The organism is Pseudomonadota bacterium (assembly GCA_016719885.1).
In the GTDB taxonomy this organism is placed as follows: Bacteria; Pseudomonadota; Gammaproteobacteria.
Map to the genome: position 1 here is coordinate 72,123 of JADJYF010000010.1, position 12,837 is coordinate 84,959.

The 12,837-nt window shown below is 65.1% G+C and carries 13 protein-coding genes; 6 read left to right on the forward strand and 7 right to left on the reverse strand.

Translation table 11 applies throughout. The features are described 5' to 3' along the window. Nucleotides 1-77 precede the first annotated feature (77 nt). Together IPM80_11165 and IPM80_11170 are read left to right on the forward strand one after the other, a co-directional pair. Complete coding sequence (locus IPM80_11165; GenBank protein ID MBK8958969.1) at nucleotides 78-1,646, forward strand: long-chain-fatty-acid--CoA ligase; 1,569 nt, start codon at nucleotides 78-80, stop codon at nucleotides 1,644-1,646. Nucleotides 1,647-1,669: 23 nt separating this feature from the next. Further along, complete coding sequence (locus IPM80_11170; GenBank protein ID MBK8958970.1) at nucleotides 1,670-2,041, forward strand: nuclear transport factor 2 family protein; 372 nt, start codon at nucleotides 1,670-1,672, stop codon at nucleotides 2,039-2,041. 34 nt (nucleotides 2,042-2,075) lie between these two features. Here IPM80_11170 and IPM80_11175 read toward each other — a convergent pair whose 3' ends face one another. From IPM80_11175 to IPM80_11205, 7 genes are all read right to left on the reverse strand, one after another. After that, nucleotides 2,076-2,357, reverse strand: a complete 282-nt coding sequence (locus IPM80_11175) for a hypothetical protein (GenBank protein ID MBK8958971.1) — start codon at nucleotides 2,355-2,357, stop codon at nucleotides 2,076-2,078. After that, the gene (locus IPM80_11180) at nucleotides 2,296-2,919 is read right to left on the reverse strand and encodes a hypothetical protein (protein ID MBK8958972.1); all 624 of its coding nucleotides are present in this window, start codon (nucleotides 2,917-2,919) and stop codon (nucleotides 2,296-2,298) included. Before IPM80_11180 ends, IPM80_11175 begins: the two co-directional genes overlap by 62 nt. A gap of 155 nt (nucleotides 2,920-3,074) precedes the next feature. Then, nucleotides 3,075-3,872 (reverse strand): enoyl-CoA hydratase/isomerase family protein, encoded by a 798-nt coding sequence (locus IPM80_11185; GenBank protein MBK8958973.1) that lies wholly within the window; start codon nucleotides 3,870-3,872, stop codon nucleotides 3,075-3,077. Between the two features lie 30 nt (nucleotides 3,873-3,902). After that, entirely contained in the window at nucleotides 3,903-4,697 is a 795-nt protein-coding gene (locus IPM80_11190) for an SDR family oxidoreductase (protein MBK8958974.1), read from the reverse strand. Nucleotides 4,698-4,729: 32 nt separating this feature from the next. Next, entirely contained in the window at nucleotides 4,730-5,671 is a 942-nt protein-coding gene (locus IPM80_11195) for a nitronate monooxygenase (protein MBK8958975.1), read from the reverse strand. A 15-nt stretch (nucleotides 5,672-5,686) separates the two neighbouring features. Beyond that, the gene (locus tag IPM80_11200) at nucleotides 5,687-6,823 is read right to left on the reverse strand and encodes an acyl-CoA dehydrogenase family protein (GenBank protein MBK8958976.1); all 1,137 of its coding nucleotides are present in this window, start codon (nucleotides 6,821-6,823) and stop codon (nucleotides 5,687-5,689) included. Nucleotides 6,824-6,835: 12 nt separating this feature from the next. Further along, a complete protein-coding gene (locus tag IPM80_11205; GenBank protein MBK8958977.1) occupies nucleotides 6,836-8,002 on the reverse strand; it encodes an acyl-CoA/acyl-ACP dehydrogenase in 1,167 nt (388 codons plus the stop codon). A 230-nt stretch (nucleotides 8,003-8,232) separates the two neighbouring features. Between IPM80_11205 and IPM80_11210 the strand changes: the two genes are divergently transcribed. From IPM80_11210 to IPM80_11225, 4 genes are all read left to right on the forward strand, one after another. Continuing rightward, a complete protein-coding gene (locus tag IPM80_11210) occupies nucleotides 8,233-8,724 on the forward strand; it encodes a MarR family transcriptional regulator (GenBank protein MBK8958978.1) in 492 nt (163 codons plus the stop codon). A 6-nt stretch (nucleotides 8,725-8,730) separates the two neighbouring features. After that, nucleotides 8,731-10,401 carry an enoyl-CoA hydratase/isomerase family protein gene (locus IPM80_11215; GenBank protein ID MBK8958979.1) on the forward strand — a complete coding sequence of 557 codons (1,671 nt, stop codon included), beginning with the start codon at nucleotides 8,731-8,733 and terminating at the stop codon, nucleotides 10,399-10,401. An 80-nt stretch (nucleotides 10,402-10,481) separates the two neighbouring features. Next, nucleotides 10,482-11,669: an acyl-CoA dehydrogenase family protein gene (locus IPM80_11220; GenBank protein ID MBK8958980.1), complete on the forward strand. Its 1,188-nt coding sequence runs from the start codon at nucleotides 10,482-10,484 to the stop codon at nucleotides 11,667-11,669. Nucleotides 11,670-11,704: 35 nt separating this feature from the next. Next, nucleotides 11,705-12,823: an alkane 1-monooxygenase gene (locus IPM80_11225; GenBank protein MBK8958981.1), complete on the forward strand. Its 1,119-nt coding sequence runs from the start codon at nucleotides 11,705-11,707 to the stop codon at nucleotides 12,821-12,823. Nucleotides 12,824-12,837 lie beyond the last annotated feature (14 nt).

Sequence of the window (12,837 nt, forward strand, 5' to 3'; positions counted from 1 at the left end):
ACATACCGTACGCATGATTACGATTTTTTTTCGAGCCGTCGTCGGCGACGGATCTGTAAGGGGGAGAGACGGCGACAATGTGGGTCTACAAGGAAATCCGGACGCTCGGCGACTACCTCGATTACTACGCCCGCCATGCGCCGACGCGCACGGCGCTGGTCTATGAAGGCCATCTGACGAGCTACGGCGAACTCGACGAGCAGGCCCGGCGCCTCGCCCATGGCATGCGCGCGGCCGGCGTCACGAGCGGTGCGCGCGTGGTTTACCTCGGCAAGAACTCCGATGATTTCTTCCTCGCCCTGTTCGGCACCGTCAAGGCAGGCGCCTGTTTCTGTCCGCTCAACTGGCGTTTGTCGCCACCGGAGCTGTGCCGCGTGCTGGCCGATTCGGAAGCCTCGTTCGCGTTCGTCGAACCGGAATTCGCGACGCTGTGGGCGAGCATGGTCGAAGCGACCAATCTCGACATCACTGTCCAGGAAGTCGATCGCGCACGCGGCGCGGACGATCCGCTGCGTCGCTGGCTGGGCGGTTTCGACAGCGCGCCGCTGCCGGCGGTGGCCATGGAAGCCGGCGCCATACAGCTCTACACCTCGGGCACCACGGGTGATCCCAAGGGCGTGGTGCTCACCCACGACAACTTCAATCACATGCGCCTGTGCGAGCATTTCGAAGCGGCCTTCGAATGGAAGCCGGAAGACCGCTTCCTGGTCGCGCTGCCGAACTTCCACCTGCTCGCCATCGGCCTGTCGCTGCAGTCGATGTACAACGGCATGGCGGTGGTGATCGACAGGCAGTTCGAGCCGGGCGCCGCCCTTGAGTCGATTTCCACGCAGAGGCCGACCATCACCGCGTTCGCGCCGGCCATGATCCAGATGCTGCTCGATCACCCGCAGGCGGCGCAGGCCGATTTCTCGTCGCTGCGTCTCGTGATGTATGCCGGCTCGCCGATTTCGCTCGGGCTCATCAAGCGCGCCATCGTCGCCATGCCCTGCCGCTTCATGCAGTTCTACGGCGCGACCGAGACCTCCGGCGCCGTCACGCTGCTGCGTCCGGCGGAGCACAACCTCGAACGCGAGGACAAGCTCAAGGCCTGCGGCAAACCGCTGCCGCTGATTGAACTGCGTATCGTCGACGAGCACGGGCAGGATGTGGCCGACGGCCAACCGGGCGAGCTATGGATCCGTTCTCCCTCCCTCGCCAGCGGTTACTGGAAGAAGCCGGAAATCACCGCGTCGGTGTTCGAGCAGGGCTGGTATCACAGCGGCGATATCGCGATCCGCGACGAGGAAGGGCTTTACTACATTCACGATCGCCTGAAGGACATGATCGTGTCGGGTGGCGAGAACATTTATTCGACCGAAATAGAATCGGTGCTCTCGACCCACGCCGCGGTGGCGGTCGCCGCCGTCATCGGCGTGCCCGATGCGCGCTGGGGCGAAGCGGTGAAAGCCTGCGTGGTGGTCAAGCCCGGCATGAGCGTCAGCGCCGATGAACTCATCGACTACTGCCGGCCGCGCCTGGCCGGCTACAAGCTGCCGAAGAGCATCGATTTCCACGCCTCGTTTCCCATGACCGGCAGCGGCAAGATTGCCAAGAAGGAGTTGCGCGAACCGTACTGGGCCGGCCAGGATCGCGGCGTCGGTTGAACATCATCCACGAGGGCGGCGACATGAGCGAGACGCACGATACCCAGGCGCTGGTCGAGCGCTGGGCGCGCTATTACAACGATGACGCGACGCGCATGGTGCAGGAATGCTACGCCGCGGACTGCAAGGTCTACCCCATGGGGCTAGGCGTCATCGAAGGCCGCAAAGGGCTGCAGAAAGTGGAAGACGCGGTGCTCGCCAAGGCGCCTCGGCGTCGCCTGGAAGTGCTGCGCACCCATATCGCGGGGGACACCGTGTGTGTCGAGTGTGAACTCAAGGACGCCGATCGCGGCGCCGACTGGTCGGTGCCCTTCGTCGCGGTGCTGACCATTCGCGACGGTGAAGTGATCACCGACCGCACCTATGCCGACTGGAGCCGCTGGCCGGGCCTGTGAACCGTGGGTGCGCGTTCACGCGCACCTTCATCCGCTAGAACAGCACCGGCAGCGTCAGATGCTCGCGGTAGATGAAATCGCGATGCGCGCTCAAGGCCGCGGTCATGTGCAGTTCGATGTCCGGATCGGCATTGCGATAGGCCGGTCGATAGCTGCTTGCCATCGGGCATAGCGCCGGCGGCAGGGGATCGAGCAGCGCGTAGAAGCAGGCCGCGTAGATGTCGAGCGCCGACAGGCTGTCGCCAACGAAATATTCAGTGCCGCGCGCGCGGCTGATGGCGAGTTCGGCATCGAGCTTGACCAGGATCTCGATCATGCGCGCCTTGGCGGCCTGCCCCGCCGCCGGGGTGTAAAGATATTTCTCGCCCAGCGTCTTGCCAGAACGCGTAGTCGGCGCTGCCGGGTTCGGCATTGGCCAACGCCTGGCCGACCAGGATCAGCCGCTTGCTCCAGCCGAGACCGTTCTCGCCGGCGATTTCATTGATGAGGCCGAACATGCGCACGCGCGCCTCGAAGTCCGTGGGGACGAGGCGCGGCGCGGGCGCCAGTCGCTCGGCGAGGTTCAACTGGTCTATCCAACTCGAGCGCGGGCGTTCGTCCTCCCAGATGGCCACCGGTGCGCTGGACTGCGCGGTCCAGGCTATCAACTCGCTGTGGCTGCCGTCGGCGCCGAAGCTGGTTTCCGAGGCGCCCTCGTTTGAACAGCGCACCGGCACATAGGGGATGCCCTTGACGTCGAACAGGGATTTGCACGATTCGCGCCACGGACCGGGAATGGTGTAGGCGCCCAGGATCAGTCGCAGGCCGCCGAGCTTGCGCGCCTCGGCTATGGATACGTACTCGAGCTTGATGTCTTCGAAACCGATGTCGGTCGTCATGGCACGATCCCCTCTCTCGCCGCTGCGTGAGAGGAGGATTGCACAAACGCGGCGAAAGAAAAACGCTGCGGAATGGAGGTATGAATGTGCGAATGAATTCGCACCTACAAGGAGTCCTGTAGGTGCGATTTCAATCGCACATTGATCGGGCGCTGCTAACGATAGAACTTCATGAAGTCCGGTTCGCGCTTCTCGTTCAGGGCCTTCACGCCTTCCTGCGACTCCTCGGTGTAGTAGTAAAGACGCAGCGCCTGCATGGCGAGCTGGCCCATGCCGCGGATGGACTCGGTGTCGGCGTTGAAGCTCTTCTTGGCGAGCGCGATGGCGGTCGGGCTGCGCTTGTTGAGTTCCTCGCACCAGCGCATCACTTCGTCATCGAGTTCGGCGTCGGGCACCACGGCGTTGATGAGGCCCATGTCCAGCGCTTCCTTGGCGGTGTAACGCTTGCACATGTACCAGATCTCGCGCGCCTTCTTCTCACCCACCACGCGTGCGAGGTAGGCGGTGCCGAAGCCGGGATCGACCGAGCCCATCTTGGGGCCGACCTGGCCGAAGATGGCGTTGTCGGACGCGATGGTCATGTCGCACAGCGTGCAGAACACGTTGCCGCCGCCGATGGCGTAGCCGCGCACCTTGGCGATGACCGGCTTCGGGATGTCACGGATCACCGAGTGCAGTTCTTCGACCGGCATGCCGACCGCGCCGCGCGCATCGTTGTTGCCGTACTGGCCACCGCTGTGGTCGGACTGGTCGCCGCCGGTGCAGAAGGCCTTGCCGCCGGCGCCGGTGAACACCACCGAGCCGATGTCGCGATCCCAGCCCGCCATCTGGAAGGCGTCCAGCAGCTCGACGACGGTGCGCGGGCGAAAGGCGTTGTATTTCTGCGGGCGATTGATGGTGATGATGGCGGTACGGCCCACCTTCTCGTAAAGAACGTCTTCGTAATTGCTCATGGGACTCTCCTCATTTGCTGGCTGTAATTGTCAACCGATCATCGAATAGCCGCCGCTCACGCTCAGCACCTGGCCGGTGATGTGGCCGGCGGCTTCGGAAGCGAGAAACACCACGGCATTGGCGACGTCTTCGGGGCGACCGATCTTCTTCAAGGGCAGGCTCTTGGCGATCTGGGCGAGCTGGTCGGGGGTGAACATGCTGTCCTTGTTGACCCACATGCTGTTGGCGCCGACTTCCGAGGTCTCGGCCGGAATGGTCACGCCCGGGCACACCACATTGCAGCGTATGCCGTTGCGGCCGTTTTCCTTGGCGATGGTCTTCATGAAGCTGTTGACGCCGGCCTTCATGCCGCCGTAAACCGCCTCGCGCGGTTCGCCCTGGCGGCTGGCATCGGAGCTGATCGACACGATGGCGCCCTTGTTCTGCGGCGCCATGATCGCGAGCGCGGTGTGGGTGCAGTTCAACATGCCGACAAAATTGACCTGGATGATCTTGGCCCACAGGTCGGGTGTGGTCTGGGTGAAGAACATGAGCTTGTCCCAACCGACGTTGTTGACCAGCACATCGACCGCGCCGAAGGCATCGGTGGTGCGTTTGAACATGGCCTGCACCTGTTCGAGGGACGTGACATCGCACTGCACGACCTCGACCGCGGCGGCGCCGGCCTTGCGCGCCTCGTCGGCCACCGCGTTGGCCTGCGCGGTATCGATGTCGCCGATGGTGATCCTGGCGCCTTCGCGCGCGAAGCCGAGCACGATCGCGCGGCCGATGTTCGAGCCACCGCCGGTAACGATGACGGCCTTGTTCTTGAGTCCGAGATCCATGAAAACGCTCCTCGTCGAATGCTAGTGTGATGTCAGCGCAGGCCGAAAGCGACACGCGCCGCCTGGTATTCGGAAATCAATCGTGCCACACGCAGGCCCGCCGGCACGATATCCGTGACGGCGCCGACGCCGTGGCCGCAGCCCCAGATGTCGCGCCAGGTCTTGTGCGAATCGCCGCTGGGGCTGACGTTGGTGGCGTGCTCGGGGTCGCGCCGCAGCGCCCGCGGGTCGAGCCCGGCGCGAACGATGGATCCGGCCAGGAAATTGGCCGGCACGCCGCTGAAATAATCGGTGGTGACGATGTCGGCGCTGCGCGCGCCGGTCACCATGGTCTTGTAATCAATCGCCGCGTTGGCTTCCTCGGTGGCGATGAACGGTGTGCCGATATAGGCCAGATCCGCGCCCGCCGCCAGCGCGGCCAGCACGCTGCGACCGGTGGCGATGGCGCCGGACAGCGCCAGCGGCCCATCCCACCAGCCACGGATCTCTTCCACCAGCGCGAACGGCGAAACATTGCCGGTGTGGCCGCCCGCGCCCGCCGCCACCGCGATCAGGCCGTCGCAGCCGTTGTCGATGGCCTTGCGCGCATGGCGGTCGGAGATCACATCGTTGAACACCAGGCCGCCATAGGCGTGCACGGCATCGACGATGTCGCGGTCCGCCGACAGGCTGATGATGACGATGGGCACGCGGTGCTTGACGATGATCTCGGTGTCGCGCGCCAGGCGATCGTTGCTGCGGTGAGCAATCTGGTTGATGGCGAACGGTGCCATCGCGCCATCGGCGCTGAGCGCGCTCGTGATCTCGCCCAGCCACGCATCGAGCTGCACGTCGGTGCGAGCATTCAGCGCCGGCATCGAGCCGACGATGCCGGCCCGGCATTGCGCCACCACCAGCGCCGGCGTCGAGACGATGAACATCGGCGCCGCCATGATCGGCGCGCGCAGCGTGGCAAGGAGCGTGGGCAGCGACATGACGGTCTCGGCGACTCAGATGGCGCGGCTGATCAGTTCTTTCATGATCTCGGACGAGCCACCGTAGATGCGCTGGATGCGGGTGTCCTTCCAGAGCCGGGCAATCTCGTATTCGTTCATGTAGCCATAGCCGCCGAACAGCTGCACGCAGGCATCGGTCACCGTCGAGCGCAGCTCGGTGTGAAAGAGCTTGGCCGAGGCCGCCTGGTCGGTGGTGAGCTTGCGCGCCACCAGCGCGGCCATGCAGGCATCGAGGTGCGCCCAGCCAACCTGCAGTTGGGTACGCAGATCGGCCAGCACGAAGCGCGTGTTCTGGAATTCCATCAGCGCATGGCCGAAGGCCTGGCGCTGCTTGACGTAGTCGACGGTCAGATCGTAGGCGCGTTGCGCGGCCGAATGCGCGGTCACGGCAATCGACATGCGCTCCTGCGGCAGCTCCTGCATCATGTACACGAAGCCCTGGTTCTCGGCGCCCAGCAGGTAATGGGCCGGCACCGTGAGATCGTCGAAGAAGATCTCGGCGACGTCGGACGAGGCCTGGCCGACCTTGTCGAGCTTGCGCCCGACCTTGAAGCCGGGCCGGTCGGTTTCGCAGAAGAACAGCGAGATGCCCTTGGCGCCCGGCTCGGCGCCGGTACGCGCGGCGATGATGGCGATGTCCGCCGTCACGCCATTGGTGATGAAGGTCTTGGCGCCATTGATGCGGTAGTGGTCGCCTTCGCGCAGCGCGGTGCTGCGGATGGCTTTCAGATCGCTGCCGCCGCCCGGCTCGGTCATGCAGATGCAGGCGATGGCGCTGCCATCGACCATGCGCGGGATCCAGGCCTGGCGCACATCGTCGTGGGCATATTTCAAGAGGTAGTGCGCAACGATGTCCGAATGCACGCCGAACGCCGGCGTCGCCGAGCCGGTGTAGGACGTTTCTTCCAGCACGATGGCATTGGCGCGAAAGTCGAGACCGGCGCCGCCATAGGCTTCCGGCATGTCGGGACACAACACGCCCTGCTCGCCGCAGGCGCGCCAGAAGGACTTGTCGACCTGGCCCTGCGCTTCCCAGCGCGGAATGTTGGGCGTCAGCTCGGCGGCGAAGAAACGCCGCACCGCGTCGCGGAACTGGTGGTGCTCGTCGTCGAAGATGGTGCGCGCCAGCATGTCCTTAATCTCTCAGTAGCTCTTCGGCAGGTCCAGGACCTTTTCGGCGATGAAGCACTTGATCAATTGCTCGGTGACCGGCGCGATGCGCGTGATGGTCACTTCGCGCAGCAGCCTTTCGACGTGGTATTCGCGTGCGTAGCCGAAACCGCCGTGGGTCATCACCGCCTGCAGGCAGGCCTCATGACCGGCCTTGGCGCCGAGAAACTTGGCGGCATTGGCCTCGGCGCCGCAGGGCCGGCCGTTGTCGTACAGCCACGCCGCCTTCATGGCGATGGTGTAGGCCGCTTCGAGATTCATCCAGTTCTCGGCGAGCGGGTGCTGTATGCCCTGGTTCATGCCGATGGGCCGATCGAAGACCACGCGCTCCTGCGCGTAGCGGGTGGCGCGGCGCAGGGCATCCTGGCCGACACCGATGGCCTCGATGGCGATCAGCACGCGCTCGGGATTCAAGCTGTGCAGGATGTAACCGAAGCCCTTGCCCTCTTGACCGATCAGGTCCTCATCGGGAATGAACAGGTTGTCGATGAACACCGCGTTCGAATCGACCGCCTTGCGGCCCATCTTCGGAATGCGCTTGATTTCCATCTTGCTGCGGTCGACATCGGTGTAGAACACGCTGATGCCATCGGTCGGGCGCTTGCAATCCTCGAGACGCGTGGTGCGCGCCAGCAGCATGATCTTGCTTGCCACCTGGCCGGTGGAGGTCCACACCTTCTGGCCATTGACGAGGTAGCCGCCGTCGACCTTCTTGGCGAAGGTCTTGATATGGGTGGTGTTGAGACCGGCATCCGGTTCGGTGACGCCGAAGCAGCATTTGTCCTGCCCCGCCACCAGCCGCGGCACCCAGCGCCGCTTCTGTTCGTCGGTACCGAACACCACGATGGGGTGCGGCCCGAACAGGTTGATATGCACGGTCGACGCCGCGGCGATACCACCGCCGTTGCTCACCACCTCGTGCATCATGAGCGCGGCTTCGGTCACGCCGAGGCCGGCGCCACCGTAGGCTTCCGGCATGGTGATGCCGAGCCAGCCGGCCTCGGCCATGGCGGCGTGGAAGGCATGCGGGAATTCGCCATCGTCATCGCGTTCGAGCCAGTAGTCGGCATCGAACTTGTGCACCACCGCACGCACCGCCTGCTGGATTGCACGTTGCTCTTCGGTCAAATCGAAATCCACGACAGTCTCCTTCAGTGATGGCTGGCGAACATGACACGGGCAAGCCTCGGCACGCGAGCGTGTCGACAGCGTGCGAGCGCGCGATGGCTTGACGAACAGATTAGCCTGCGTATAGTAAGCATGCGTATTACCTCTGTCAAAGGGATTTACACCAGCGTATGGTCAGCGTCGATATACTTTCCCGCGTCGCCAGTGCGCTGGCCGGCAGTGATCTCGCAACGGGAGGATCCATGGCGCGCGAAAACGAAAATATCGGCGACGAACAAGTGAGTGACGAAGACTGGGCCATCCGCCTCGGCTTCTATATCCACGACACCTCGCGCCTGCGTCGCATCATATACAACGCCGCATTGAAACCCGCCGGCGTGACGCGTTCGCAGGCTTGGGTGTTGGCCTATCTCGGGCGCAAAGACGGCATGGCGCAATCGGAGTTGGCGGCACAGCTCGATCTCGGCAAGGTCGCGCTCGGTGGCCTGGTCGACCGGCTCGAGGCGGTGGAATTGGTGGAGCGTCGCAGCGATGCCAAGGACCGTCGCGTCAAGCGCATCTTCCTGACCGCCGCCGGACGCAAGGTGGTGAACAAGATGCGCTCCATTTCCGAGCCCACCAACGCCGAGATCCTGGCCGGCATCTCGCCGGAAGACGTGCGCGCCACGGCCCGCACCCTGCGCGCGATCAAGGACAACCTGCTCAAGATGGCCGCCGGCAAGCTTCAGGAATAAGGCGCGATGATCCGCCACGAGTTGAAGAACCTGCGCCTGGACATCGATGCCGACGGCATCGGCGTGGCACTCGTGGACATGCCGGGACGACCGTTCAATGTCTTCTCGGACGACATGATCGACGACCTCGCCGCGCTCATCACGCTCATCGAAAAGACGCCGACGCTGAAAGCCGTGGTCATTGCCTCGGGCAAGGACGCCTTCATGGCCGGCGCCGATCTCGCCATGGTGCAAGGTTTCACCACGCTGCGCTTCAAGCACACGCCCGCCGAGATCCGTCGCGTGTTCTCGCGTCTCACCTACACCCTGCGCAAACTCGAAAAGCTGCGCGTGCCGACCGTGGCGGCCGTCAATGGCCTGGCGCTCGGCGGCGGTCTCGAATTGGCGATGGCCTGCCACTACCGCATCGCCGCGCAAGGCGCCACGCCCTGCCTGGGCCTGCCCGAAGTATTGTTGGGCCTGCTGCCGGGCGCGGGCGGCACGCAACGACTGCCGCGCCTCACCAGTCCCGCATTCGCGGCGCGCATGCTGCTCGGCGGTCAAGCGGTGACGCCGGCGGAGGCGCTCGAAGCGGGACTGGTCGATGCGCTCGCGGATCCTGCGGCGCTCCTCGCCAGCGCACGGGAAATGGCGCGCCACGCCACCCCCGGCGCACGCTGGGACCGGCGCGGTTGGCGCGCACCGGCCGACCTCGAACGGCTGCTCGATGCGCCCGACAGCGTCGAGCGATTGTTGGCGATGGCATGTACGGGCCCACGCGTGGCGCATCTCTACCCGGCCGTCGGCGCCATCATGCAATGCCTGCGCGACGGCTTTCATCGCGATATCGAGGCCGGCATCGAAGTCGAGATCGACAGCTTCCTGCCGCTCATGCTGGGCCCGGTGGCCGGCAACATGGTGCGTACGAGTTTCCTGTCCAAGACCGCCGCGCCGAAACGCGCCGCCGCGCGCGCAGGCGCCAAGCCGGCCGACATCACGCGCGTGGCGGTACGGGGCCTCGCCAGCCTCCCGCCGCGCCTCGCCAAGCGCTTCGAAGTGGCGGCCGACGCCAGCGCCGCCGATGCGCTGCTGGCATTCGACGATGCCGCGACGCGCATCATCCGCGTGCGCGCCCTGCGCCATGACACGCCTGGCGACGGCGACGCGGAACTGCGCCTCGCCGCGCCTTTCGAGCACGCCGACGGTGTCGAGATTGCCGGCTCGGATGCCGCCGCCACCGCGGTCGCGCTCGGCATCGCCCAGCGCCTGCGCATGACGCCGGTGGTCACCACGGCGGCGACGCCGGGCGCGGTGCACACCCTGCAAGAAGCAGTGCGCGCCTACGCCGCGCAGCACATCGGCAGCGCCAGCGCGCGCGCGGCGGCCGCCCATGCGCTCGATCTCGAGGCCTTGTTCGTGCGCGCCGGTCTCGAGGTCGCCGCGCTTGCGGGCTACACCGATGTCGATCGCGTCTACGGACTCAAACTGTTGACCACCGTGGCACTGGAAGCGGCGCGCCTGCTCGACGAAGGCGTGTTCGCCTGCGCCGAGGACGCCGATGTGCTGGCGGTATTCGCGCTCGGCTTTCCGGCCTGGAGCGGCGGGCCGCTCAGCTACCTCGACATGCTGCGCCGTGGCGAACTCGCCGGCGCCCAGGCGCCCGCCACGCTGCGCGCGGCCCCCTATTACTCCCATTGAAATCACGAGGACGCTGACATGATGAGCCCGGCTCGTCTTCATCACGCCACGGCGGCGCGCGCCGCGCGGAGCGTGCACCCATGATCGGACGCAAACTGTTCTCGCCCGATCATGAAATCTTTCGCGACGCGTGCCGCAAGTTCATCGCCAGGGAAATCACGCCGTTCCATGCGCAATGGGAAGAGGCCGGCATCGTACCGCGCGACCTGTGGCGCAAGGCCGGCGAAGCGGGCATGTTGTGCTGCGCGGTGCCCGAAGCCTACGGCGGCGCCGGCGCCGACTGGCTGTACGACGTGGTGGTGTTCGAGGAGATGGCACGCGCCGGCGCCACCGGCCCGGGCTTCATGATCCATACCGACCTGGTCGCCACCTATCTCAGTTCTTTCGGCACCGAAGAGCAGAAGAAGCAATGGCTGCCGAAGATGGTCAGCGGCGAGGTGATCGGCTCGCTCGGCATGACCGAGCCGCACGCCGGCTCCGATCTCAAGAACATCCGCACGCGCGCGGTGCGCGATGGCGACGACTACGTCATCAACGGCCAGAAGGTGTTCATCTCCAACGGCCAGCTGTGCGACCTCATCGTGCTCGCCACCAAGACCGATGGCGCGGCCGGCGCCAAGGGCATCACCCTGTTCCTGGTCGAGGGCGACCGCGCCGGCTTCACGCGCGGCCGCAACCTCGAAAAGCTCGGCATGAAAGCGCAGGACACCTCCGAGCTGTTCTTCGAGAACGTACGCGTGCCGGCGTCCAACATGCTCGGCAAGGAAGGCGAAGGCTTCGCCATCATGATGACCAAGCTCGCGCAGGAGCGACTGGCCCAGGCCATCCGCAGCGCCACGGTGATCGAAGCCGTCATCGACTGGACGGTGGAGTACACCGCCCAGCGCGAAGCTTTCGGTCAGACCATCGCCGACTTCCAGAACACCCAGTTCAAGCTCGCCGAGTTGAAGGTCGAAGCGACCGCCGGCCGCGTGCTCACCGACCGCTGCATGGAGTTGTTCCTGGCTGGCGAGCTCGACCCGCTCGACGCCGCGATGGCCAAGATGTTCCTGTCCAACCTGCACTGCAAGACGGTCGACGAATGTCTGCAGCTGTTCGGCGGCTGGGGCTACATGTGGGAATACCCGATCTGCCGCGCCTACGCCGACGCGCGCGTGGTGAAGATCGCGGGCGGTTCGATAGAGATCATGAAGTACCTGATCGGCCGCGACATGTTCAAGGCCCACAAAGAGCGCGGTGCGCAGCGTGACAGCGCGGCGCGACAGTAAAGAGTGAAAGCAACGGTTGTTCGGGGAGACGGCTCATGTTCACGGATTACGCACGCTATTACCTGACTTTCGGCCTGCAGCTGTTGACGGCCACCGGCCTGTGCCTGGGCGGCGCCTGGGCGTGGCTCGGACTGTCGACGCTGTTCGTATTCGCGGTCATCGACGAGTTGTTGCCGCTCGATCTCGCGGTGCGACACATGAACAACCGACGCCTGGCCAGCATTCCGCTGTGGCTGTGCACGTTGAGTGGTCCGCTGCTGGTGCTGGTGCTGGCATGGACCGCCGCCCACGGCCATTTCAGCGGCATCGACTGGGCCGGCGCCCTGATCAGCACCGCCTGGATGTCGGTCATCGCCTACGTGCCGGCCTCCCACGAGCTTTACCATCAGCGCGGCTGGCTGCCGCAGGTGGTGGGCACCTATGGCCAGGTGGTGTATCTCGACTGCACGCGCAACGTCGGCCACACCGTCGGCCATCATCTCGACGTCGGCACGTTGGCCGATTCCGATACCGCGGTGCGCGGCAAGACGCTGTACGGCTTCACGCCACGCGCGGTGCTGGCCAGCACGCTGATGTCATCCCGCATCGAGAGCGACGCGCTGGAAAAGCGCGGCTACGGCCGCTGGTCGTGGCGGCACAAGGCCTACAAGGCGGTGCTCGCGCAGCTCGTGTTCCACACCATCGCCTACAGCGTGGCCGGCTGGACGGGCGTGGCGGCGGCGCTCGGTTCGATGCTGATCGCGCGGCTGTGGGTCGAGTCCTTCAACTACTTCCAGCACTACGGCATCGTGCGCGCCGAAGGCCGGCCGATAGCGCGTCGCCACGTGTGGAATCATCTTGGCTTCTTCACGCGCATCGTCGCTTTCGAGATCACCAACCACGCCGATCATCATCTCGATTCCTATATCCCCTATTACAAGCTGAAGCCCGACACCACCGCGATCCGCACGCCCAACGTGTTCCTGTGCTTCCTGACCGCCTTGATACCGCCCCTGTGGCACAAGGTCATCATCATGCCGAAGCTCAAGGAGTGGGACTTGAAATTCGCCAGCGCCGAAGAGCGCGACATCGCGCGCGCGCAGAACCTCGCCGCCGGCTGGCCGGACTGGTTTGCCGATTCGACGCCGGCGTCCGGCGCGACCGTCGCTGCCTGACATTCACTTCAACG